The following is a 23,821-nucleotide window of genomic DNA, read 5'->3' as shown; positions in this document are numbered from 1 at the left end:
AGAAAAACCTGCGAATTGAGTGAATCGATCTGCACACGGAAGAGGCAAAAAACGGGCTTCATCGCGGTCACGGAACTCGAATTCCCGAAACGGTATGGCTTCAGAAGTAGAGGCCGCTCCACTGATTCGGCGTATCCAAACCAGGCTGGAGCCGGTTCTTGACGAGCAGTCCCTCGCTAATGCCATCCGTCCCGCAATGGCTTTGCGATCATCGGCAACAGCGACATGACACGCAACAGGCGCCATGCAGATTCAGCATATGACGAGGCGCTAACCGCGCCCGCAAAAATACCCTGAACCTCTCAGGGATCGTTTGAATATCCGAAAATGTCGTCGCCTTTTGACTGAGACAACGACATGAAGCGGTATCAGCCGATCTTGCAGGACGCCAGAACCGCCATATTCACGATGTCATTGGCAGTGGAAATCGACGAACAAATCTGAATGGGCTTATCCAGACCCGACAGGATCGGCCCGATCACTGTTGCGCCGCCCATTTCCTGCATCAGCTTGACCGAAATACTGGCCGAATGCCGCGCGGGCACCACCAGAATATTCGCGGGACCCGTCAGGCGCGAAAACGGATAAGCCGCCTGTGATTGCGCATTCAGGGCGACATCCACGGTCATCTCACCCTCAAATTCGAAATCAACACCGCGCGCCTTGAGCACTCCGGGGGCCTGATGCATCTTTTCCGCGCGCTCGGAGACGGGATAGCCAAAGGTTGAAAAGCTCACGAATGCGACGCGGGGTTCAAGACCCATGTGGCGCGCCACATCCGCTGCCCGTTCAGCGATTGTCGCGAGATCTTCGGCATCGGGCCATTCCTGTACCAACGTATCCGCGATCAGAACAATCCGCCCCTTGTGCAAGAGGGCCGTCACACCGGCCACACCATGCGCAGGATCAGCATCAAAAACATGGTTGATGCGATCCAGAATATGCGCCGACTTCCGGGTTGCTCCAGTGACCAACCCGTCGCCATGTCCGTGGGCCAACATCAGGGCCGAAAATACATGCCTGTCCCGTGCGGCGAGTCGGTGAATATCCTGCCGGTCAAACCCACGACGCTGCAATCGTTCGTAGAGAAACTCTTTGTAGGTATCGAGATGCTGGGTGTTGGCCGCATTGACGACCTCTAACTCGCGGGCAGCATCGCCGAGACCGACCGTCTCCAGTAACGCCTTGACCTCGTCAGGACGTCCGACAACCAGCGCCTTGCCCAGACCCGACCGCTGATAGGTGACGGCTGCACGCAACACACGTGGATCATCGCCCTCGGCAAAAATCATTCGTGCCTTGGCGGCGCGCGCCCGGGCATTCAAACCGCGCAGAATGCTGGCCGTTGGATCCATCCGAGCCTTGAGCGTCAGTTCATAGGCATCCATGTCGATGATCGGACGCCGCGCGGCACCCGTGTCCATCCCGGCCCGCGCAACCGCTGGCGGGATACGGTGGATCAGACGCGGATCAAACGGCGTTGGAATGATGTAGTCGCGGCCGAACGTCAGGTTTTCACCGTAAGCCAGCGCCACCTCGTCCGGCACATCCTCGCGCGCGAGCTGTGCCAGCGCATGGGCGCAGGCGATCTTCATCTCGTCATTGATAGCGCGGGCATGAATATCCAACGCGCCCCGGAACAGATATGGAAAGCCCAGAACGTTGTTCACCTGATTGGGGTAATCGCTGCGCCCGGTGGCGACGATCGCATCCACCCGCACTTCGTGGGCTTCTTCCGGCGTAATCTCGGGATCGGGGTTGGCCATCGCAAAAATCACCGGATTGTCGGCCATTGACGCGACCATATCCTGGGTGACCGCCCCTTTGACACTGACGCCTAGGAACACATCGGCCCCCTTCATCGCGTCTTCGAGCGTGCGCGCTTCGGTCTTGACCGCATGGCCGGACTTCCACTGGTTCATGCCCTCGGTCCGACCTTGCCAGATCACACCCTTGGTGTCGCACATGATGCAGTTCTCATTCCGCGCGCCCATTGACTTGAGTAGCTCCAGACAGGCGATCCCCGCAGCACCCGCCCCGTTCAGCACGATCTTGACGTCTTCGATCTTTTTGTTCGACAAGTGCAGCGCGTTGATCAGGCCAGCTGCGCAAATCACGGCGGTGCCGTGCTGATCGTCGTGAAACACGGGGATATCCAGCTCTTCCTTGAGCTGCTGTTCAATGATGAAGCAATCCGGCGCCTTGATATCCTCAAGGTTGATGCCCCCAAACGTCGGTGCCATCAGCCTGACCGCCTTGCAGAAATCGGCAACGTCCTCGGTGTCCAGTTCGATATCGATGCTGTTCACATCGGCGAACCGTTTGAACAGAACGGCCTTGCCCTCCATCACCGGCTTTGATCCAAGCGCTCCGAGATTGCCCAGCCCCAGAACCGCTGTGCCGTTCGAAATCACCGCTACGAGGTTGCCCTTGTTGGTGTAATCATATGCCGTTTCCGGGTTGGCGGCGATTTCTTCGCATGGGATGGCGACGCCCGGAGAATAGGCCAGCGACAAATCCCGCTGTGTGTTCATCGGCACTGTGGCCTGGATTTCGAACTTGCCCGGTGTCGGCTCCAAGTGAAACGTCAACGCTTCATCGCGGGTGTACTTCAACTTGGCCATGACCGGCATTCTCCTATTTGCGGTTCACGCGTCATACCCCGCCGCACGGTGAGCCTCAACAGGAATGCGTTTTCGCCTTTCGTCGCGTCTTGGGCGTTTGTAAGGTCGCGCAGGTTGCGATGACCGGGGGAAAATCTGTGGCCAATGTCACGCCAATGATGGCGCAATATCTTGAGATCAAGGCCGACCATAAGGACGCGTTGCTGTTCTATCGTATGGGCGATTTCTACGAGATGTTCTTTGACGACGCGGTTGCCGCCGCCGAAGCACTGGATATCGCGCTGACCAAGCGTGGCAAACATGACGGCGCCGATATCCCCATGTGCGGGGTGCCTTACCATGCCGCCGAAGGATATTTTCTGACCCTGATCCGCAAAGGCTTTCGTGTTGCCGTCTGTGAACAGATAGAAAGCCCGGCAGAAGCCAAGAAACGCGGCTCTAAGTCCGTGGTGAAACGCGAGGTTGTTCGCCTTGTCACCCCGGGCACGCTAACCGAAGACGCGCTACTTGAAGCCAGACGTCACAATTTCCTCGCCGCCTTTGCCGAGGTACGAGATCAATCGGCGCTGGCATGGGCCGATATATCGACCGGAGCGTTTCACGTGATGCCGCTGAATCGTGCGCGGCTTGGGCCCGAACTCGCCCGGCTGGCACCATCCGAACTTATTGTCAGCGATGGCGGCACTGAGGGTTTGTATGATGTCGCCAGCGATCTAGGTGTCGCGCTTTCACCGCTTGGGCGGGCCAGCTTTGACAGCACCGCCGCCGACAAGCGCCTGTGCAGCTTGTTCTCGGTCGGCACGCTTGAGGCATTCGGAAGCTTTGGGCGGGCCGAGATATCGGCGATGGGCGCTCTGATCGATTATCTCGAAATCACCCAAAAGGGTCGCTTGCCCCTGTTGCAGACCCCGGTGCGCGAATCCGAGGATCGTGTCGTTCAGATTGATGCTGCGACCCGACGCAATCTGGAACTGACCCGATCCCTTTCAGGAAGTCGCGCCGGATCGCTTCTCGCCGTAATAGATCGCACCGTCACGCCGGGTGGCGCGCGCCTCTTAGAACAACGCTTGTCCAGCCCATCGCGAAATCTGGATACTGTGCAATCCCGCCTTGCTGCGGTTGATTTTGCAATCGAGCAGGACCGTCTTGCCGCAGATCTGCGCACCGCCTTGCGCAAGGCCCCGGACCTTGATCGCGCGCTGTCTCGCCTTTCGCTGGATCGTGGTGGTCCAAGGGATTTGGCGGCTGTCCGCAACGCGCTTGAACAGGCCGAGGTCATTGCACGACAGTGCCAGGCTTGTGAGTTGCCGCCACTTCTTGCGAGCGCAGCCAACGATCTGAACGGCTTTGACGATCTCTCTGCCCTGCTTGATGCCGCGCTGGTCGCCGTACCGCCGCTCTTGGCGCGCGACGGTGGGTTTGTCGCGACCGGCTATGACCCTGATCTCGACGAGGCCCGCACCTTGCGGGATGAAGGCCGGTCAGTGATTGCAGGGCTTCAAAAACGCTATGCCGAACACACGGGCATTGCCTCGCTCAAGATCAAGCACAACAACGTGCTGGGCTATTTCATCGAAACCACGTCGACCCACGCGGAAAAGATGCTCTCTGCACCTCTGTCAGAAAGCTATATCCATCGTCAGACCACGGCAAATCAGGTTCGCTTTACCACCGTCGAACTCAGCGAGATGGAAACCAAGATCCTGAACGCCGGAAACCGCGCGCTTGAGATCGAAAAGCGGCTCTATGAGGGTATAAGAGGCTCTATTCTTGCCGAAGCCGCCCGTTTGAACGCCGCCGCACGAGCCCTTGCAGAGCTTGATCTGGCAACCGCACTCGCCGATCTGGCGAGGGCCGAGAATTGGTGTCGCCCGCGGGTCGACACCAGCCGTAGCTTTGACATTACCGGTGGGCGGCATCCTGTCGTGGAACAAGCGCTGCGTCAGCAAGGTGGTGATAGTTTCATCGCGAATGATTGTGATCTGACTGCCGGGACCGGTGCCGCAATTTGGTTGCTGACCGGGCCGAATATGGCAGGTAAGTCGACCTTTCTTCGCCAGAATGCGCTGATCGCACTGTTGGCCCAGATGGGCAGCTATGTGCCTGCGGCGACCGCCCATATTGGTGTCATCAGTCAGCTTTTCAGCCGCGTTGGCGCCTCAGATGATCTGGCGCGCGGGCGATCCACCTTCATGGTCGAAATGGTCGAAACAGCCGCGATCCTCAACCAAGCAGATGATCGCGCGCTGGTCATCCTTGATGAAATCGGGCGTGGTACCGCCACCTATGACGGCCTCTCCATCGCCTGGGCGACACTTGAGCATCTGCACGCCAGCAACCAATGCCGTGCACTGTTTGCAACGCACTACCACGAATTGACCGCGCTGGCTGGCAAGCTGTCCGGCGTAGATAATGCCACGGTTGCAGTCAAGGAATGGCAGGGCGAAGTGATCTTTCTGCACGAGGTTCGCAAGGGTGCAGCGGATCGGTCTTATGGCGTGCAGGTCGCACAGCTGGCCGGTCTGCCGCAATCGGTCCTTGATCGGGCTCGCGTGGTGCTCAAGGCGTTGGAAGAAGGCGAGCGCGAAGGTGGCGCGACCCAAAAGGCGCTGATCGACGATTTGCCTCTGTTTTCCGCAGCGCCGCCGCCGTTGCCAGAACCCGTACCATCGCCGGCGCTGGACTTGCTCGAGACCATTCATCCGGACGAACTGTCACCCAAGGCAGCACTTGATCTGATCTATAAATTGAAAGAGGCGGCCAAAACCTGACCGCCTCTGATAGATGGTGATTGTCCTGAGATCAGGAGGCGGGCGTCGATGACACCCCAACCTGAGCCGGGCGCAACAGCCGATCGTGCAACATGAAACCTTCGGCAGATACCTGAATGATGTCGCCAGCTTTGGTTCCGGGCAGTGGTGCTTCGAACATGGCTTCGTGGATCTTTGGGTCGAACCGATCGCCAACTTCGGGCGAAATCACTTCGATGCCATGCTTGCCGAACACATTGATCAATTCGCGCATCGTCAATTCGATGCCTTCGATCATGGCTGCGGACGCAGCGCGTTGTTCGTCGGTAATGGTATCCAGCGCACGTTTCATGTTGTCATAGACCGGCAGAACATCTCTTGCCAAACGCGACCCGCCGTAACGCTCGGCCTCTACGCGTGCCCGCTCTGAGCGCTTGCGGGAGTTTTCCGCCTCGGCCAAAGTCCGCATATAGCGGTCTTTGTATTCATCACGTTCCGCGCGGATCGAATCCAGTTCAATCGCCTCGTCGTCAAGCTCTGCCATTTCTTCGGCGTCTGCCTCGGCTTCCATCGCCGCCAGATCATCCAGAAAATCGTCGTTCTTTGGCTCTGCCATCTTTCACCTCTAACTGCGGTCAGAAATCAACCGACCTACCAGCTGTGCCGTGTAATCCACAATCGGCACGATCCGCCCGTAATTGAGGCGCGTTGGGCCAATCACGCCCACCGCGCCAATGATCTTTCGATCAGAGTTCATATAGGGAGACACCACCAAAGAGGAACCCGAAAGTGAGAAAAGTTTGTTCTCTGACCCGATAAAAATGCGCACGCCTTCGCCTTCTTCGGTGAGTTGGAGAAATTCTTCGATGTCACGCTTGCGTTCGAGGTCATCAAACAGGTTTCGGATGCGCTCCAGTTCTTCGCCATTATCCTCGCCGCCCAACAGATTCGCGCGCCCGCGGACAATCAAACGGTCAGCTTCCTCGCCTTCGCCTTCCCAGACTGCCAGACCGCTTTCGACCATGTCCTGCGCCAGTTTGTCGATTTCCTGGCGTCTGGCGCTGATCTCTGTCTGAATCCGTTTTCGCACATCACTGAGCGTTCGACCTTCGATCAGGGCATTCAGGAAATTCGCGGCCTCGCGCATCGAACTCGGCGTTTGACCGGGCGGCGGGGTGAACAGGCGGTTTTCCACATGGCCATCGGAGAACACAATAACGACAAGGGCGCGATCATGGGCGAGCGACACAAATTCGATATGCCTGATTTCGGCCTCGTGTTTGGGGGTCAGAACCAGTGATGCGCCTTGCGTCACGCCCGACAGTGCCGAACCCAAACGATCCAGCACATTAACGACGTCGTTCGAATTCCGCTTTACCGTGTCATCAAGCATTTGCCGGTCGGTGTCGTGCAGATCACCAACTTCGAGCAAACCGTCGACAAACATCCGCAGTCCGACCTGTGTCGGTATTCGACCGGCGCTGATATGCGGGCTGTCCAGCAGACCAAGATATTCAAGATCCTGCATCACATTGCGTATCGTTGCCGCGCTGACCTTTTCACTTAGGGTGCGTGTCAGGGTGCGGCTGCCAATCGGGTCGCCGGTTTCCAGATACCCCTCGACAACGCGCCGAAACACTTCGCGCGAGCGGTCGTTCAACTCGTCCAGCAGTTTCGTACCATCATTCATGCAATCATCCTTGGCTGGTTGCCATTAAAGTCCCCCAGTTGGAAAGGTCAATCGGGGTTGCACAACCAACAGGTCGGGCTGTATTGCGACGCCAACAAACAAAGGACATATCATGCGCCCTTCTGGTCGAGAACTAAGCGAAATGCGCCCTGTATCCATCGAAACAGGCTTTACCAAACACGCCGAGGGGTCTTGCCTGATCAAGGTCGGCGATACCCACGTGCTGTGCACCGCCACGATCGAGGATCGTGTCCCACCGTTTATCAAGGGTTCGGGGCTTGGCTGGGTCACCGCGGAATATGGCATGTTGCCCCGCGCAACCAACACCCGGATGCGGCGCGAGGCAGCGTCCGGCAAACAAGGTGGGCGTACTGTCGAAATTCAGCGTCTGATTGGCCGCTCCCTGCGCGCCGGTGTGGATCGTGTGGCCCTTGGCGAACGGCAGATCACGATCGACTGCGATGTTCTTCAGGCCGATGGCGGCACGCGTTGTGCCGCAATAACGGGTGGCTGGACGGCGTTGCGACTCGCCGTGAACAAATTGATGAAAGCAGGCGATGTCATCAGCGATCCGCTTGTTGATCCGGTCGCGGCCGTATCCTGCGGCATCTACGCGGGTCAGCCCGTTCTGGACCTTGATTATCCAGAGGACAGCGAAGCGGGCGTTGACGGCAACTTTATCATGACCGGATCGGGCAAGCTGATCGAAGTCCAAATGTCCGCCGAGGGCTCTGTTTTCTCTCGCGATCAAATGAACGACTTGATGGACCTCGCCGAAAAAGGCGTTGGTGAACTCGTCGCCGCGCAAAAGGCCGCCACATGACACGCAAATTTGTCGGTGATCGGCTGTTGGTGGCCACGCATAACGCCGGCAAGCTTGAAGAGATGGGGCATCTGCTGGAGTCCTTTGGGGTATCTGTCGTGGGTGCTGCCGAAATGAACCTGCCAGAACCGGAAGAGACCGAAACAACCTTTGTGGGCAACGCCCGGATCAAGGCCCATGCTGCCGCGCAGGCGACGGGCCTGCCCGCGCTCTCGGACGACTCCGGCATTCAGATTGACGCGCTGAACGGCGCGCCGGGTGTCTACACCGCTGATTGGGCAGAAACGCCGAATGGGCGTGATTTCGTGATGGCGATGGAACGGACTCATCGCGAGCTTGAGGCAGTCGATGCACCCTCTCCGCGCACGGCCCAATTCTGCTGTACACTCGTGCTTGCCTGGCCTGACGGTCATGACGAGGTGTTCGAGGGCGTGATGCCTGGTCAAGTCATCTGGCCCATGCGCGGCGATCAGGGTCACGGTTATGACCCGATCTTTGTGCCAGACGGCTATGACATCACGTTCGGCGAGATGGATCGCTGGGAAAAGAACAAGATCAGCCATCGTGCTAAGGCGACGGCGCAATTTGTTGCCGACTGTTTTGACTGAAGACTGGCGCCACGGCGGTTTCGGCCTTTATGTCCATTGGCCGTTTTGCCAGGCCAAATGCCCCTATTGCGACTTTAACAGCCATGTCTCGCGTCAGATTGATCAGTCTGCGTGGCGCGACGCCTATCTATCCGAACTCGCGAGAACCGCTGCCGAAACACCGGATCGGGTACTGAATTCCATCTTCTTTGGCGGCGGCACACCCAGCCTGATGGACCCCGATACGGTTGCAGAGATCGTCGAAGCGGCCTGTAAGTATTGGACCCCCGCCAACGACATTGAAATCACGCTTGAGGCAAATCCCGGCTCGGTCGAAGCGGGTCGCTTTGCCGGATATCGCGATGGCGGCGTCAATCGTGTGTCGATGGGTGTTCAGGCTCTGAATGACGCTGACCTCAAACGCCTCGGCCGTATTCACACCGCCTCAGAAGCGCGAGCGGCCTTTGACATTGCGCGCAACTGCTTTGACCGGGTGAGTTTTGACCTGATCTATGCCCGCCAGGATCAAACCATCGATCAATGGCAGCGCGAACTGGATACCGCGTTGTCGATGGCCATCGACCATCTGTCGCTCTACCAACTTACAATCGAGACTGGCACCGCGTTTGGCGATCGGTTTTCTGCTGGAAAGCTGCGCGGATTGCCGGATGATGATCGCGCCGCCGATATGTACGAGGTCACGCAAAGCACCTGTGACAAACATGGGCTGCCGATGTACGAAGTTTCAAACCACGCCCGTCCCGGCTCTGAGTCACGGCACAACCTGATCTATTGGACCGGCGGCGATTATGTTGGGATCGGACCGGGCGCGCATGGCCGCGTCACCCTGAACAATATGCGCTATGCAACTGAATCGGCGGTCATGCCGACCGAATGGTTGCAGTCTGTTGATCGGGGAACCGGAGAAACTCTGCGGCGGCCTCTTTCGTCGCTGGAGCAAGCCGAAGAATACCTGATGATGGGGTTGCGCACTAAAACTGGCATAGATGTTGTGCGCTATGAGAGCCTTGCCGGACAACAACTGGACCCAAAAGCCCGAAAATCTCTTTCGGATCTTGGGCTGATTCAGGATCGTGACAGCAATATCATTGTAGAAAAACAAGGATTTATGGTTCTCAACGCCATAATCTCCGAGTTTCTCGTCGGTTAGGTACGACTCAGCAACTGGCAGAGCGTATCCAATTCATCCAGATTACCATACTTGATCGATACCACGCCCGCATCTTGGCCAGGCTTATGGGTGATCTCTATCTTCATCCCCAGATTCGCTGACAAGTCCGCTTCCAGCGCACGCGTATCTGCGTCCTTCTCGACAGGCGCCGCCTGCAATTTTCTTTTAGCCGGTTGGCATCCGGCCCCCTGCTTTTTGACCAGTGCCTCGGTCGCGCGCACCGACAACCCGCCTTTGACGATTGCCCGCGCCAATGTCGATGGTTCTTCTGCGGTAATCAATGCCCGCGCATGTCCGGCGGACAGAGCGCCCTCCTGCAACATGCTCTGAACGTCTGTGGGCAAGGTCAGCAAACGCATCAGGTTTGCGATATGGCTTCGGCTCTTGCCAAGCGCCTCTGCGAGACGCTCCTGCGTGTGGCCGAAGCTTTCCATCAACTGCTTGTATCCGGCTGCTTCTTCGACCGCATTCAAATCGGCGCGCTGAATGTTTTCGATGATCGCAACTTCAAGAACTTCTACATCATCAAAATCTCGGACGAGAACGGGAACTTCGTGCAACTGCGCCTGCTGCGATGCCCGCCAGCGGCGTTCTCCAGCAACAATCTCATAGGTCCCACCCTCTCTGGGTCGCACGATCAGCGGCTGCAGAACCCCCTTTTCCTTGATCGAAGCCGTCAGATCATCCAGATCGTCCTGCGCAAAGCGCCGCCGCGGCTGATTTGGGTTCGCGAACAGCTTTTCGATTGGAACGTGGATATCGGGCCCGGCAGGTCGATCCGGATTCTGACTCTCGGCAGACACATCCGCCATCAGCGCTGAAAGTCCGCGACCCAACCCGCGAGGCTTCACCTTTTTATCCATCTGCTACGCTCCTCGATTCCCTCAGGCGGCCAACAGCCGGTGCTTGTTAATGATCTCTCGCGCCAGCGCGCGATAGGCCACGGCGCCTTGCGAATTACTGTCATAACTCAGCACCGGCATCGCATAAGACGGCGCTTCGCTGACCCTCACGTTTCGCGGGATCAGTGTATCAAAGACCAGATCCCCCAGATTGTCACGCGCGTCTTGCTCTACCTGACGGGACAAGTTGTTGCGTTTGTCATACATGGTCAACACAATACCTGCGATTCTCAGTCTTGGATTTGCTGACTGACGAACTTCGCGGACGGACAACATCAGCTGCGACAAGCCCTCCAGCGCGAAGAATTCACTTTGCAGTGGGACCAGCACAGAATGTGCAGCGACCATGGCGTTCACGGTAAGCAAGTTTAGCGACGGCGGGCAGTCGATAAGAATGTAATCAAAGCCAAAATCCCCCATAGCACTTTGCCGAAGGGCGTCATGCAAAAGGAAGATTCGACGATCATTCGCCATCAAGTCTATATCTGCCGAACTCAAATCGACAGTTGCCGGAATAATACAAAGACCATCAAGCGCCGTCGATTGAATAATCTGGCGCAATGGCTCATCACCGACCAGCAAGTCATAGGTCGTCATTTCGCGCTCTTCCGCGTCGATGCCCAACCCCGTTGACGCATTGCCCTGCGGGTCAAGGTCGACCACAAGAACGCGCTGCCCTGTTTCAGCCAAAGCCGCAGCGAGATTAATGGATGTTGTTGTTTTGCCAACCCCGCCCTTCTGATTGGCGACGGCTACGATTTGCGGACCTGGAGATTGGGAAAAATCAGACACGCGACATTCCTTTGACTTTCAAGATAACGGCTCCGGCCTCGGTACTGCTTTCGATTGGTTCAAACTCGAACCGCCATCTCTGCTGTGCTTCGGCAACTTCCTTTTGCCACGTCACACCCTTGGGGAACAATGCTATTCCACCGGTTGACAGATGCCTTTCGGCGAATTCCAGCAGGCCCGAAAGATTCGTGAGCGCCCGTGCCGACAAAATGTCCGCTTCTTGCGTCTCAACCGCTTCGATCCGCTTTGAGAACACCCGACATTGCACACCAGTTTCGCGAACAGCAGTACGCAGAAAGGCGCATTTCCTTTGATCGCTTTCGATCAATGTGACCTGCATGTCTGGACACTCACCGGCAGCGAGTATTGCTACGACCACTCCGGGGAATCCGCCCCCGCTGCCCAGATCGACCCAATGGCCTGATTTGTTGGATGCTTCGAAAACCTGTATGGAATCAACGATATGACGCGACCAGAGATTGTCTAAGCTACTACGAGAGACAAGATTGATACGCGGATTCCATTTTTGAACAAGATCGGCGAAAGTCTTTAGTCTGTCCAATGTTTCACGTGAAACATTCAAATTCTGCCCGTTGTCGGTCTGTGAGGGCGTCATCCGTTCGCGACTTTTCGCCCGCGGCGTAGTTTGGATAAGACCAACGCCAATCCCGACGGCGTCATGCCATCTATCCGCGCTGCCTGCGCTATGGTTTCAGGTCGTGCAGCACTCAGTTTCTGTTTTAGCTCGTTCGATAACCCACCGACTTCAGAAAAGTCAAAATCAACTGGAATAACATGCGCTTCATCACGCTTCAGCGCATTCACATCACTCTCTTGCCGACTGACGTAGTTCATGTAGAGCGCATCTCGCTCCACCTGCAAACGTGTATCACCATCGATGTCCACGAGATCGGGCATCAAAGAAACAAGATCCTCAACATGAACATTCGGAAACGCAAGAACATCAAAACCTGAACGACGTTTTCCGTCCTGACTGATTTGAATGCCGGCCCCAGAAAGCTCTTTTGGGGTATATGTTGTGTTTGTCAAAAGAGTGCGCGCATAATCCAGCTTTTCCATCTTGTGAAGAAAAGACGACTCTCTCTCCGATCCAACGCACCCAACCTCAATTCCAATGGGCGTCAATCTCTGGTCCGCGTTGTCTGCGCGAAGGGAAAGACGGAACTCTGCACGCGATGTAAACATGCGATACGGCTCGGTAATGCCGCGCGTGGTCAAATCATCAATCATCACGCCGATGTAGCTGTTCGATCGGCTGAACACAATTGGAGGTCTCTCTTGAACAGCCAGCGCTGCATTCAAGCCAGCAACAAGTCCTTGAGCAGCCGCCTCTTCATAACCAGTCGTCCCGTTGATTTGGCCGGCGAGGTATAGGCCGTTGATATCGCGCAACTCCAGCGTACCAGTTAGCGCTCGCGGGTCAACGTAGTCGTATTCGATGGCATACCCCGGCTGTAAGATAACCGCTTGCTCCAACCCCTTGATCGAATGAACATACGCCTCTTGAACATCCTCTGGCAGAGAGGTTGAAATTCCGTTTGGATAGACGGTATGGTCGTCCACCCCTTCTGGTTCAAGGAAGATTTGATGAGAGTCCTTGTCGGCGAACCGAACAATTTTATCCTCGATTGACGGACAGTAGCGTGGACCGACTCCATCGATGTGCCCTCCATACATGGCGGACCGTTCAAGATTCTTTGCAATAATCTCGTGAGTTAGCGGGTTCGTATGCGTAATTCCACAAGAAATCTGACGAGCAGTCGGTCTATCGGACAAAAATGAGAATAGCGTTGGATCATCATCGCCAGGTTGCATTTGAAGATTGGACCAATCGATTGTGCGCCCATCCAGCCGTGGCGGGGTACCTGTCTTTAGTCGGCCAAGTGGCAAACCGCACGATTTCATACGATCCGCAAGGCGAATAGACGGATCATCTCCCATTCTCCCGCCAGGTTTGGCAACATCCCCTACATGGATGACGCCCCTCAAAAATGTGCCAGTTGTCAAAACAACAGCGCCGGTTGAGATTTCAGTGCCATCCGCGAGTAGAATGCCTACTATGCGGCCATCTTCCATCAAGAAATCAACGACTTCGCCTTCAACCACGCAGAGGTATTCTCGCGTCTCTACTTCTTCCAGAATGGATGTACGATAAATCTTTCTGTCCGACTGCGCCCTCGGTCCTTGTACCGCCGGACCTTTTCGGCGGTTCAGCAAACGAAACTGAATACCTGCTTTGTCAGCCACGCGCCCCATAACACCGTCCATGGCATCTATTTCACGCACCAAGTGGCCCTTGCCAAGCCCACCAATAGCTGGATTGCAGGACATTACACCGATGCCGCTGCGCTTTAGCGTAACAAGCGCAGTTTCTGCACCCATTCGTGCCGAAACATGTGCAGCTTCGACGCCCGCGTGTCCGCCACCGATAACGACAACGTCAAAATGTTTCACGTGAAACACTCCTCACTTCCCTAGACAAAAGCTGGCAAAAATCTCGTCCAGTAGGTTTTCGACATCTACCCGGCCAACAAGCGATTCAAGCGAACGAATCGCAGTACGCAGCTCTTCCGCTACCATTTCATACTGGTCAAATTGGTCGGACAAAAGTGCTTGCGCCGCATCAAGCGCGGTTTCTGCGCGTTCCATCGCAATCCGATGCCGTTCTCGCGTCGCTACACCCGCATTCGCCGATCGCGTTTTGAGTATCGACGCAATTTCGGAAATCAGGTTCGATACTCCTTCGCCAGTTAAGCCGGATACGGCTTTAAAGCTGTTCTCGCGCAAGTCCGCCTTGGGCCGCACCAAGATATCGTCATCACGAACCGCAATGTCCAAATCCAAGACGCTCTCCGCAAGAAACACCCTTAGGTCAGCTCGCTCTGCCCGGTTTCTAGCAAGCGAAATCCCCATCTTTTCAACGGCATCGGTCGTTTCTCGTAATCCCGCTGTGTCGAGAAAAGTTACCGCAAGTCCGGACAGATCCATCCGAACTTCGATCACGTCACGCGTGGTCCCAGCAAATTCAGAAGTAATGGCCGCATCTCGCCCAGCCAAAGCGTTAAGAAGCGTCGATTTACCAACATTTGGTGCGCCGACGATTGCAACCTCGAACCCACTTCGGATCCGTTCGGCGATCTGGACCCCATCCGTTTCGTCCCTCAGCTCGCCAATGACCTTTTTGATCAGTGCTGAAACTTCCGGTGTCACATCCGTCGGAATATCTTCGTCAGCAAAATCAATCACCGCCTCAATCAGCGAGGCCGCACGAATGAGATCGACGCGCCAACGCTCCGCAACGTCTCCCAATCGGCCGGAAAGAACTTCCTGTGCTTGACGACGCTGACTCTCTGTTTCTGCGTCGATCAGGTCAGCGAGGCCTTCGACCTGTGAGAGATCGAGCTTTCCATTCTCCATCGCCCGACGCGTGAACTCACCCGGATCCGCCAAGCGCAACCCATCGATTCTTCCTAAGGTTCGCAATACAGCGGTAACAACAGCGACACTGCCATGAAGTTGCAGTTCAACAACATCCTCGCCAGTGAAGCTTGACGGAGCAAAGAAGTTTAGAACCAACGCATCATCTAGATGATGACCCTGCATATCGCGGATCGCGCACATCCGCATACCACGCTTGGTCATATCTCGTTGTGTCAAAACAGAGAGAGCCGCATGGGCCCGTGGACCGGAAATCCGAACCACAGCAACGCCGGCTTTGCCCTGCGCACTTGCGAGCGCAAAGATCGTATCCATCAAAATACCTCCGTGCCGGCGGTCCGGGATCAGGTATTCATTGAGTCAAAGAAATCGCTGTTGCTCTTTGTCTGCTTCAGTTTTGAAATCAGGAACTCAATCGCATCGGTCGTTCCCATCGGATTCAAGATACGACGCAGCACAAATGTCTTCTGCAGGTCCACCTTGTCGACCAGAAGATCCTCTTTCCGGGTGCCCGACTTGAGAATGTCGATTGCCGGGTAAACGCGCTTGTCTGCAATCTTGCGGTCCAGAACGATTTCGCTGTTACCGGTGCCTTTGAATTCTTCAAAGATAACTTCATCCATCCGGCTTCCGGTGTCGATCAACGCAGTCGCGATAATGGTCAACGAACCGCCCTCTTCGATATTCCGTGCTGCACCAAAGAACCGTTTGGGCCGTTGAAGCGCGTTTGCATCAACACCGCCGGTCAGGACCTTACCGGATGAAGGAACAACAGTGTTGAAGGCTCTACCAAGTCTAGTGATCGAGTCCAGAAGGATCACAACATCTCGTTTGTGCTCGACAAGCCGCTTGGCTTTTTCAATCACCATCTCGCTGACAGCTACGTGTCGGGTCGCAGGTTCGTCAAAAGTCGAGGAAACGACCTCGCCTTTAACGGATCGCTGCATGTCGGTAACTTCTTCCGGCCGTTCATCAATCAGCAGAACGATCAGATAGCATTCAGGATGGTTCCGTTCGATCGAATGCGCTATATTTTGCAGGATAACGGTCTTACCTGTCCGCGGCGGCGCAACGATCAGGGATCGCTGTCCTTTACCGATAGGTGAAACAAGATCGATGATCCGGGCGGTACGATCCTTGATCGTCGGATCTTCGATTTCCATGTTCAAACGCTCGTCAGGATAAAGCGGCGTCAGGTTGTCAAACGCGATCTTGTGGCGAGCCTTTTCCGGCTCTTCGAAATTGATCGACGCAACATTGGTCAGCGCAAAATAACGTTCGTTGTCGTTGGGCGACTCGATCACACCATCGATGGTATCCCCGGTGCGCAGCGAGTATTTGCGGATCATCTCGGGCGAAACATAGATGTCATCCGGACCCGGAAGATAGTTTGCCTCGGGGGAACGCAGGAATCCAAAACCATCCTGAAGAACCTCGAGCACGCCGTCACCAGAAACTTCCCAGCTTTCATCCGCGCGTTCACGCAGGATCTGGAACATCATCTCGCCTTTGCGCATTGTCGACGCATTTTCGATCTCAAGCTCTTCGGCCATCGCCAAAAGGTCCTTGGGACTATTGGCTTTCAAGTCGGCAAGACTCAGTTTTTCAACGCTCATGGATATGTAGCCTGTCTGCAGCGGTTCATTACCGGCCGCGTTCTGTCAAATTCGGGAAACACCATGCCCGGACGGGCTGGTCCCGGGTTCATAGCCAAAGCGGTGATCGGAGTCAAACTGGATTAGAAACGAACGACCACTGACAGCACGATGATCACCATCAGCACGGTTGGCAGTTCGTTCATCATCCGGAACTGCCGACCCGTCCAGGTGTTGGTACCGTTCAACAGATCTCTGCGCCGCCAGCCAAGCCAATGGTGAAACCAAGTCATGACAAGCACAGCTCCAGCCTTGGTCCAGGGCCAGATTTCCGTCCAGTCGACAATTCCCGGCGTAAAGACAAGGCAAAGACCAAACACCCAGGTCGCGATGAAGGCAGGGTTCATGATGGCGCGCAGCAGTTTCACTTCCATCATCTCAAAGACACTTGCCATGGCTTGGTTGACACTGGCTTGTTCGACGTGGTGCACAAATAATCTTGGGAGATAAAACAGCCCGGCCATCCAGCTGATGACCGACATGATATGAAAGGCCTTTGTCCACGGATAGATTACAATCAGGAAATCGGTCATGCGGTCCTCGGCTTGTTTCCGGCGCCTCCTTATAAATATAAAAGAAAAGAAGAAAGATAGATGATTTTGTAGGGAACCAAGGCCCTGTGGATCAAACGATCATCCCCGCAGTTTTACACAGCCTTAACCTTTGTTAAGAAGTTTTGAGTCCGGAGCAAGCGGTACTAGTAAAATTATTATTTTACAACACTCTAGACAGAAAATACCAATTACCAACCTGTGGATATCTTGCGAATAACCTTGCCAGACATGCCTTTCCCACAGCACGGGAATTATCCTTATCCAGCTGGTATGAAAGCGAGATGAAATCTCGTTAGATCTGGATTAGTCCAAGGGTTGCATGCCAAGTCGAAAACAGATCAACTCTATCCCGACCCATCCTCAACATTGTGCACCTGGTTTTCCACATGACTGTCCCCATCATACTGGCTTCCGGATCTACCGTTCGGGCGCAGCTGTTGAAGAATGCTGGTCTGGATGTTCAGATCAAAGTGCCGCGGATTGATGAAGAATCCATCAAATCAGCCTTGCTCGCCGAAAATGCGTCGCCAAGAGACATTGCCGACGCGCTGGCAGAGATGAAGGCGCGCAAGATAAGCGACAAAAATCCCGGGGCCATGGTGATAGGGTGTGATCAGGTTCTTGATTTCAACCAAACCCTGATGTCCAAGCCAACGACACCCGACGACGCCCGAGAACAGCTGACAGCGTTGCGGGGAAACCGGCACAGTTTGTTATCGGCGGCCGTCATCTATCAGGACGGCACACCGGTCTGGCGGCATGTGGGTCAGGTCAGGCTGCGTATGCGGGCCTTTTCAGATGACTACCTCTCAGCGTATATCTCTCGGAACTGGGACAGCATTCGACATTCGGTCGGAGCCTACAAGCTCGAAGAAGAAGGTGTTCGCCTGTTCAGCAGCATTGACGGAGACTATTTTAACGTTTTGGGTATGCCCTTGTTAGAACTTCTGAATTTTCTCGCCTTACGTGGAGTGATCGAGCAATGAGCAAAGCGCGCATTCCATTGGCGGGTGTGATCGGATCGCCGATCGCCCATTCTCGATCCCCATTACTGCACGCCCATTGGCTTAAGACCTATGGCATTCGCGGCCACTATATTCCGATGGATGTGGAGGAAAGAGATCTGGAGCGGGTTCTGCGCACGTTGCCTGCGATGGGTTTTGTCGGCGTCAATGTGACCGTCCCGCACAAGGAAAAGGTGATGGCCATTGCGGATCAGATCACTGATCGCGCGTCGTTGATTGGCGCGGCCAATACACTGATCTTTCGCAACGCGGATTCAATTTTAGCAGACAACACAGATGGTTATGGATTCATAGAAAATCTGAAAAGCGGTGCGCCTAGCTGGCGGGCCGATGCTGGGCCGGCGTTGGTACTCGGGGCGGGTGGTGCTGCCCGTGCAGTCATCAGCGCGCTTGTCGATGCTGGAGTGCCCGAGGTTGTCCTGTCCAATCGTACACGCCTTCGGGCGGAACGGCTGAAGGAAGACTTTGGCCATCGCATCCGCGTGATTGATTGGGTTCAGGCCGGGAGCGCGGTTAAAGAGGCGGCGTTGCTGGTCAACACGACATCCTTGGGGATGACCGGGCAACCGGAACTCACCGTGCAGTTGGACGGGCTGCATTCGGGTACCGTGGTTACAGACCTGGTCTATACACCGCTGCAGACCAACCTGCTCAACGCGGCGCGCAACGCCGGTTGTGTTACGGTGGATGGTCTTGGCATGCTGCTGTTTCAGGCCATACCCGGTTTTGAACGTTGGTTTGGTCAGCGTCCTGAAATTGACGAGGCGACGCGCGCCGCTGCCTTGAAATGAGGTTTCTGCTGGGGCTGACCGGATCCATCGGCATGGGCAAGAGCACGACAGCCGCGATGTTTGTCGATGAAGGTTGCGAAGTATGGGATGCGGACGCAGCCGTGCACCGGATCTATGCAGTGAACGGACCAGCCGTAGCGCCGCTTGGGGAAATCTATCCGCAATCCATCCGCGACGGTGCAGTTGATCGCATGGCATTAAAGGCGATCATCGCCGAAGATTCGGATGCGTTGAAACAGATCGAAGCCGTCGTTCATCCCCTGGTCGCTAAAGACCGGAATACATTCAAGGAAAGCGCCACGGCTGATGTTCTGGTCTTTGATATTCCGCTGCTGTTTGAAACCGGCGGCGATGCAGCGATGGATGCGGTTGCCTGTGTTTCGGTTGCGCCAGACATTCAGGAACAACGGGTTCTTGCACGTGGAACGATGACGCGTGAACAGTTTGAAATGATCCGGGCAAAACAGATGCCCGATACCGAAAAACGTGCGCGGTCTGACTATGTGATCATCACGGATACGCTGGACCACGCGCGGGCGCAGGTTCATAATATCGTCAAAGAAATCAGGGAACAGCAGTCAAATGCGTGAAATCGTGCTCGATACGGAAACCACCGGGTTCGAACCGGGATCCGGAGACAGGATCGTCGAGATTGGCGCCGTGGAATTGCATAATCATGTCGCCACCGGGCGGACATATCATCAGTACATCAACCCCGAACGAAGCATGCCGCAAGAAGCGTTCGAAGTTCACGGTCTGGGCGATGATTTTCTGCGTGACAAACCCAAGTTTGCCGAAATCGGGCAGGCATTTCTGGATTTTGTCGGTGACGCCAAAATGGTGATCCACAACGCGGCGTTCGACATGAAATTTCTTAATGCCGAACTTGGCTGGATGAACCTTCCGACGTTACCATGGGAACAGGCGATCGATACGCTTGAGATCGCGCGTAAGCGCTTTCCCGGCTCACCGGCGTCGCTAGACGCGCTGTGTCGTCGCTTTGGTATCGACAATACCGCACGCACGCTCCACGGAGCCTTGCTTGACTCGGAAATTCTCGCGGAAGTCTATCTTGAGCTGATCGGAGGCCGGCAACCTGATTTTGCTCTGGCGTCCACGTCGCGGCAGAACAACGGTGCCGCAGGAGACAACTGGCGTCCGTCGCCACGTCCGGATCCCCTGCCCCCACGCGTTACTTCACAAGAGCACGAAGCGCATGATGCGTTTGTCGCAAAGCTGGGTGATGATGCGCTTTGGTCGCGCGCCTGAATTGTCGCGATCGTGACAGAGACAGGCGCGCAAATGTCTTAAGCGTTGGTCGGTTGAGCCGCTTGTTCTTGTTGCCGACGCGCGATCTCGGCGCGATATAGCTGAACAAAATCAATGTTTTCCAGGTTCAGCGGCGGATAGCCACCGTCACGGGTCACATCACTGACGATCCGGCGCAGGAAGGGGAACAACATGCGCGGGCATTCAATCATCAGGAACGGATGCAACTGCTCATCCGGGACACCTTCGATGTGGAAGACACCGGCATAGTCGAGCTCAAGCAGAAACAGCGGATCGCCGCTTTCCTTCACTTTGGATTCAACGTTCAGCTTGATCGAAACTTCGTATTGGTGATCAGCCGACCGTTTCTTCGCATCCAGATTAACCTGAACGCTGACATCGGGTTTTACTTCGCCGGTGGCACCTTTTTGGGCCATGACATTCTCAAATGACAGATCACGAATGAACTGTCCAAGAATGTTCATTTTTACCTGCGGCTGCTGTTGGCCGCCATTTGCAGTGGCAGCGCCGTTGTCAGACATCGAAAAGCTCCTCGAAACATGATTTGCGGTTGCTTAGCAGCTTGGGTGGGGCACCTCAATGCTACTTGCCATCCTCAACCCAGCCAGATGGCCCGGTGCGCGGCTTGCGGTTTGGGGTAACGTCTTCAAAATCGCCATCGATCACGTCGCCGGGTGTATGGCGCTGTGCGGCCTGCCCCGGCCCCATCTGAAATTGATGCACTTCGACACGCGAGCGGACATACCGGAACACCGCACGCCGTACCGGCGGCATCAACAAGGCAAAACCGACTGCATCTGTAAAGAAACCCGGCGTCAGCAACAGGACACCCGACACGAGAATCATCGCACCATGGGCAAGCGGTTCGGTCGGGTCATTCAAATCGGCAAAGGAACTGCGCAACTCTCCCATGGCGACTCGCCCTTGCGACCGCACCAAAGACGTCCCTAGGATCGCGGTCAGGACAACGATCGCCAATGTCGGCCAAAGACCGATCAGACCACCGACTTGAATAAACAGGCCGATTTCGATCAGTGGTACCAGCAAAAACGCCAGAAATAGATACATTGCGCGTTTCCTTTCCTTAATGTGGCGAGGTAGACTTGACCCTGCCCGTCACCTACATAAGTGCGACAGGCAAGGCTTACAAAGCCCAACACAAACAAGAGGTCCAAATGAATTCGTCCATCATACAGCTTTTGGTGCTCGCTGGCATAGCCATCTTCCTGATTTTGCGCCTGAAGAACGTGCTGGGCACCCGCGAGGGATTTGAAAAGCCGCCTGTGCCAAAAACCGACGAGCCCGTCGCGCGCAAGGGGTTTGAGGTCATCGAGGGCGGGCCCGACCGCGATATTACCGACCATGTCGAAGAAGATGGGCAGCAGGCACAGGATCTCGCCGCGATGAAGCGCATTGAACCTGCATTCTCGGTGAGCGAGTTTGTTCAGGGCGCACGTGGTGCCTATGAGATGATCGTCATGGGGTTCGAGCGTGGCAATCTTGACGACATCCAGCCGTTCCTGGCTCAAGACGTCTTTGATACGTTTGTCGATGTGGTCGCCGACCGCGAAGACAAGGGGCTGACCATCGAGGCTGAATTCATAGGCGTTCGTGAAACAGGTATTCAGGATGTCAAATTCGACAAGGATACAAACAAGGCCGAAATCACCATGCGGTTTGTCGCCGAGTTGACCTCGGTCGTGCGCGACAAAGGCGGTGATGTCATCGAGGGCAGCCCGACCGCCGTAAAGCGGCAAAAAGATACCTGGACCTTTGCGCGGACCATGGGATCAAACGATCCCAACTGGTTGCTGGTGGCGACAGACGGGTAATGGCAACGTTTCGGGCGCGGGGCAGTGACGATGGTCGAGAGAACCTGTACCGACACTGCTGACCTGTTGCCGGATGCTGTCTGATGGTTCGTCGCAAACTGACCGACGAAGAAATCAACCTGTGGCATCGTGTTGTTGAGCGCGCCGAACGGTTGCACGTGAATGGCAACCCAACGCGACCGTTACCCAAACCAAAACCGAACCGGGCTCCCGCGGGGCAAGACGCCCCGCAAGCACCCCGGCCCAACCCGGCCGCACCGCCCAGCCCAAGCCTGACGGTAAAACCGCAATCCGTTCAAATGGATCGCAAAGCGTTTGGCCGGATGAAGCGTGGCAAACTCGTTCCCGAAGGTCGAATTGATCTGCATGGCATGACGCTGGACCGTGCGCATCCGGTTTTGACGCGCTTCATTCTGTCATCTCAGGCGTCGGGGCGGCGTTTGGTTCTGGTGATCACCGGCAAAGGCAAAGAGTCAAAAGATCAGGGCCCGATCCCTGTTCCGCGCGGCATCTTGCGACGCAATGTACCGCTGTGGCTTTCAATGCCGCCACTTGCGCAGGCAGTTTTGCAGGTGGAAAGCGCCCATATCAGTCATGGTGGCGAAGGCGCGTTTTATGTCTACCTTCGCAAGGTGCGTTAAGGAACAAGGTCACGCCTTGCGCGACGAATGCCCAAGTAGGACATCATGGTCGTGAACAGAAAATAGCAGGCAATCCCAAGAAATTGTCGTTCCAGCCCGACACCGGCATCAATCAGAAACCCAGTGATGCCGGGACCGATCGCGGAACCAAACACCATCACCGCCGCCACCATCGCTTTGATCGCACCGATATGTGCGGTCCCGTAGAATTCGGCCCAGAAGGCATTGGGAAGAGTCGAATTCGCCCCGGTTGTCAGCGCCAGAAAAAGAAACCCGACAAAAGCACCCACAGGTCCGGCGGCATATGAAAACGCGATAAAGCTCACCACCATCGGCAACTGATAGAATGGCATCAAACGCGCCGTCCCCCACCGATCTAGTGCCCAGCCTGATCCGACCATCGAGACTATTCCGATCATCGTATAGACCGGAAAGAACGCCACCAGTTCTACGTGCTCCCATCCCTTGATCTCGGAAAAATGCACCTGATGGAAAAAGAATGCGGTGTTAAAGGCCGCAGGGCCAAGCATGGCAGGGACCATCATCCAGAACAGTGGATGCGATAATGCCTGACGACGGGTCCAGTTTCGCCCTTGCATGCCGGTGCCAGAGAATTCTTGCGCCATGCTTTGCGGGGTTCGTTCCTGTCGCAGTAAAGCGATCAGAACCGGCACACCCAGCACACAGATGCCAGCGGCGATGAACCATAGGAAATGCCAGTTGATAAAGCTCATCAAAGCGACAAAAATGATCGGTAGCGAGGCTTCGCCGACCGCAAATCCCAGCGTCGCAATGGACAACGCTCTGCCGCGCATGGCCTGAAACCAGCGCGCCATCGCAACCACGGCCAGATGGCTGCACATCCCCTGACCAAAAAGACGAAGCGAAAAGATGATTACCGGCAGCAGCCACACGGTTTGGTTTAGCGCCATTGCAGAACAGGCCGCTGCCAGACCGAACAGAACCAGCGGCCCCAACACCCGCACGCGGAACACATCGGTGAGACCACCGGCCCACACCATCACGACCGCAGAAATTGCCGTTCCGAGGGAATAGATGCCGCCCCAATGTCCGTGGCTCAACCCGAATTCTGACCGGATTTCCCCGGCAAAAATCGAGATGAAAAAGGTTTGACCAAAGCTCGACAAAAAGGTGAGCAACCCTCCGGCGGCGAGCCAGGGCGCATTGCGATGCAGAAATCCAAGCAAGGTCAT

At 55.7% G+C, this 23,821-nt stretch carries 23 protein-coding genes; 10 read left to right on the top strand and 13 right to left on the bottom strand.

The window, feature by feature from the left end; all coding sequences use genetic code 11:
• Positions 1–368: 368 nt before the first annotated feature.
• Entirely contained in the window at positions 369–2,624 is a 2,256-nt protein-coding gene (locus tag ABJO75_RS27515) for an NADP-dependent malic enzyme (RefSeq protein WP_348128110.1), read from the bottom strand.
• 155 nt (positions 2,625–2,779) lie between these two features.
• On the opposite strand from ABJO75_RS27515, the gene mutS reads away from it, so the two are divergent.
• Positions 2,780–5,395 carry a DNA mismatch repair protein MutS gene (gene mutS / locus ABJO75_RS27510; RefSeq protein ID WP_348128171.1) on the top strand — a complete coding sequence of 872 codons (2,616 nt, stop codon included), beginning with the start codon at positions 2,780–2,782 and terminating at the stop codon, positions 5,393–5,395.
• 31 nt (positions 5,396–5,426) lie between these two features.
• Here the strand turns inward: mutS and ABJO75_RS27505 are convergent, their stop codons facing one another.
• A complete protein-coding gene (locus ABJO75_RS27505; RefSeq protein WP_348128107.1) occupies positions 5,427–5,990 on the bottom strand; it encodes a nucleotide exchange factor GrpE in 564 nt (187 codons plus the stop codon).
• Between the two features lie 9 nt (positions 5,991–5,999).
• Complete coding sequence (gene hrcA, locus ABJO75_RS27500; protein ID WP_348128104.1) at positions 6,000–7,064, bottom strand: heat-inducible transcriptional repressor HrcA; 1,065 nt, start codon at positions 7,062–7,064, stop codon at positions 6,000–6,002.
• Between the two features lie 112 nt (positions 7,065–7,176).
• Between hrcA and rph the strand changes: the two genes are divergently transcribed.
• From rph to hemW, 3 genes are read left to right on the top strand one after another with little or no spacing between them, the layout of a single operon-like run.
• The gene (rph, locus tag ABJO75_RS27495) at positions 7,177–7,887 is read left to right on the top strand and encodes a ribonuclease PH (protein WP_348128101.1); all 711 of its coding nucleotides are present in this window, start codon (positions 7,177–7,179) and stop codon (positions 7,885–7,887) included.
• Positions 7,884–8,495, top strand: coding sequence for an RdgB/HAM1 family non-canonical purine NTP pyrophosphatase (gene rdgB / locus ABJO75_RS27490; protein WP_348128098.1), 612 nt, complete (start codon positions 7,884–7,886; stop codon positions 8,493–8,495). The genes rph and rdgB overlap by 4 nt, the downstream gene beginning before the upstream one ends.
• The gene (gene hemW / locus ABJO75_RS27485) at positions 8,488–9,645 is read left to right on the top strand and encodes a radical SAM family heme chaperone HemW (RefSeq protein ID WP_348128168.1); all 1,158 of its coding nucleotides are present in this window, start codon (positions 8,488–8,490) and stop codon (positions 9,643–9,645) included. The genes rdgB and hemW overlap by 8 nt, the downstream gene beginning before the upstream one ends.
• Here hemW and ABJO75_RS27480 read toward each other — a convergent pair.
• From ABJO75_RS27480 to ABJO75_RS27450, 7 genes are all read right to left on the bottom strand, one after another.
• A complete protein-coding gene (locus ABJO75_RS27480) occupies positions 9,642–10,529 on the bottom strand; it encodes a ParB/RepB/Spo0J family partition protein (protein ID WP_348128095.1) in 888 nt (295 codons plus the stop codon). The two genes, hemW and ABJO75_RS27480, sit on opposite strands and share 4 nt — an antisense overlap.
• Positions 10,530–10,550: 21 nt before the next feature.
• A complete protein-coding gene (locus ABJO75_RS27475) occupies positions 10,551–11,360 on the bottom strand; it encodes a ParA family protein (protein WP_348128092.1) in 810 nt (269 codons plus the stop codon).
• Positions 11,353–11,976 (bottom strand): 16S rRNA (guanine(527)-N(7))-methyltransferase RsmG, encoded by a 624-nt coding sequence (gene rsmG / locus ABJO75_RS27470; protein WP_348128089.1) that lies wholly within the window; start codon positions 11,974–11,976, stop codon positions 11,353–11,355. The genes ABJO75_RS27475 and rsmG overlap by 8 nt, the downstream gene beginning before the upstream one ends.
• On the bottom strand, positions 11,973–13,835 hold the full coding sequence (mnmG, locus tag ABJO75_RS27465; RefSeq protein WP_348128086.1) for a tRNA uridine-5-carboxymethylaminomethyl(34) synthesis enzyme MnmG: 1,863 nt from the start codon (positions 13,833–13,835) through the stop codon (positions 11,973–11,975). Before mnmG ends, rsmG begins: the two co-directional genes overlap by 4 nt.
• Before the next feature lie 12 nt (positions 13,836–13,847).
• The gene (gene mnmE, locus ABJO75_RS27460) at positions 13,848–15,134 is read right to left on the bottom strand and encodes a tRNA uridine-5-carboxymethylaminomethyl(34) synthesis GTPase MnmE (protein ID WP_348128083.1); all 1,287 of its coding nucleotides are present in this window, start codon (positions 15,132–15,134) and stop codon (positions 13,848–13,850) included.
• 29 nt (positions 15,135–15,163) lie between these two features.
• Positions 15,164–16,435, bottom strand: coding sequence for a transcription termination factor Rho (gene rho / locus ABJO75_RS27455; RefSeq protein WP_348128080.1), 1,272 nt, complete (start codon positions 16,433–16,435; stop codon positions 15,164–15,166).
• A 122-nt stretch (positions 16,436–16,557) separates the two neighbouring features.
• Positions 16,558–17,007, bottom strand: a complete 450-nt coding sequence (locus tag ABJO75_RS27450) for a CopD family protein (RefSeq protein ID WP_348128077.1) — start codon at positions 17,005–17,007, stop codon at positions 16,558–16,560.
• A 407-nt stretch (positions 17,008–17,414) separates the two neighbouring features.
• Here ABJO75_RS27450 and ABJO75_RS27445 point away from each other — a divergent pair, with 407 nt between their 5' ends.
• From ABJO75_RS27445 to dnaQ, 4 genes are read left to right on the top strand one after another with little or no spacing between them, the layout of a single operon-like run.
• Complete coding sequence (locus ABJO75_RS27445; RefSeq protein ID WP_348128075.1) at positions 17,415–18,014, top strand: Maf family nucleotide pyrophosphatase; 600 nt, start codon at positions 17,415–17,417, stop codon at positions 18,012–18,014.
• Positions 18,011–18,844, top strand: a complete 834-nt coding sequence (locus ABJO75_RS27440) for a shikimate dehydrogenase (protein WP_348128072.1) — start codon at positions 18,011–18,013, stop codon at positions 18,842–18,844. The genes ABJO75_RS27445 and ABJO75_RS27440 overlap by 4 nt, the downstream gene beginning before the upstream one ends.
• Positions 18,841–19,434 (top strand): dephospho-CoA kinase, encoded by a 594-nt coding sequence (gene coaE, locus ABJO75_RS27435; protein ID WP_348128069.1) that lies wholly within the window; start codon positions 18,841–18,843, stop codon positions 19,432–19,434. Before ABJO75_RS27440 ends, coaE begins: the two co-directional genes overlap by 4 nt.
• Positions 19,427–20,113 (top strand): DNA polymerase III subunit epsilon, encoded by a 687-nt coding sequence (gene dnaQ / locus ABJO75_RS27430; RefSeq protein ID WP_348128066.1) that lies wholly within the window; start codon positions 19,427–19,429, stop codon positions 20,111–20,113. The genes coaE and dnaQ overlap by 8 nt, the downstream gene beginning before the upstream one ends.
• A gap of 38 nt (positions 20,114–20,151) precedes the next feature.
• Here the strand turns inward: dnaQ and secB are convergent, their stop codons facing one another.
• On the bottom strand, positions 20,152–20,655 hold the full coding sequence (gene secB, locus ABJO75_RS27425; RefSeq protein ID WP_348128063.1) for a protein-export chaperone SecB: 504 nt from the start codon (positions 20,653–20,655) through the stop codon (positions 20,152–20,154).
• Positions 20,656–20,716: 61 nt separating this feature from the next.
• Positions 20,717–21,202, bottom strand: a complete 486-nt coding sequence (locus ABJO75_RS27420; RefSeq protein WP_348128060.1) for an FxsA family protein — start codon at positions 21,200–21,202, stop codon at positions 20,717–20,719.
• Positions 21,203–21,309: 107 nt separating this feature from the next.
• Between ABJO75_RS27420 and ABJO75_RS27415 the strand changes: the two genes are divergently transcribed.
• Entirely contained in the window at positions 21,310–21,966 is a 657-nt protein-coding gene (locus ABJO75_RS27415) for a Tim44/TimA family putative adaptor protein (protein WP_348128057.1), read from the top strand.
• Positions 21,967–22,049: 83 nt separating this feature from the next.
• Positions 22,050–22,607, top strand: a complete 558-nt coding sequence (locus ABJO75_RS27410; RefSeq protein ID WP_348128054.1) for a Smr/MutS family protein — start codon at positions 22,050–22,052, stop codon at positions 22,605–22,607.
• Here the strand turns inward: ABJO75_RS27410 and ABJO75_RS27405 are convergent.
• Complete coding sequence (locus tag ABJO75_RS27405) at positions 22,604–23,821, bottom strand: MFS transporter (protein ID WP_348128052.1); 1,218 nt, start codon at positions 23,819–23,821, stop codon at positions 22,604–22,606. The genes ABJO75_RS27410 and ABJO75_RS27405 overlap by 4 nt on opposite strands.

Source organism: Sedimentitalea sp. (genome assembly GCF_039973035.1).
Classification (GTDB): Bacteria; Pseudomonadota; Alphaproteobacteria; order Rhodobacterales; family Rhodobacteraceae; genus Sedimentitalea.
Note: the sequence above shows the minus strand (reverse complement) of the source record. Positions and strands in the feature narration are given on the sequence as shown.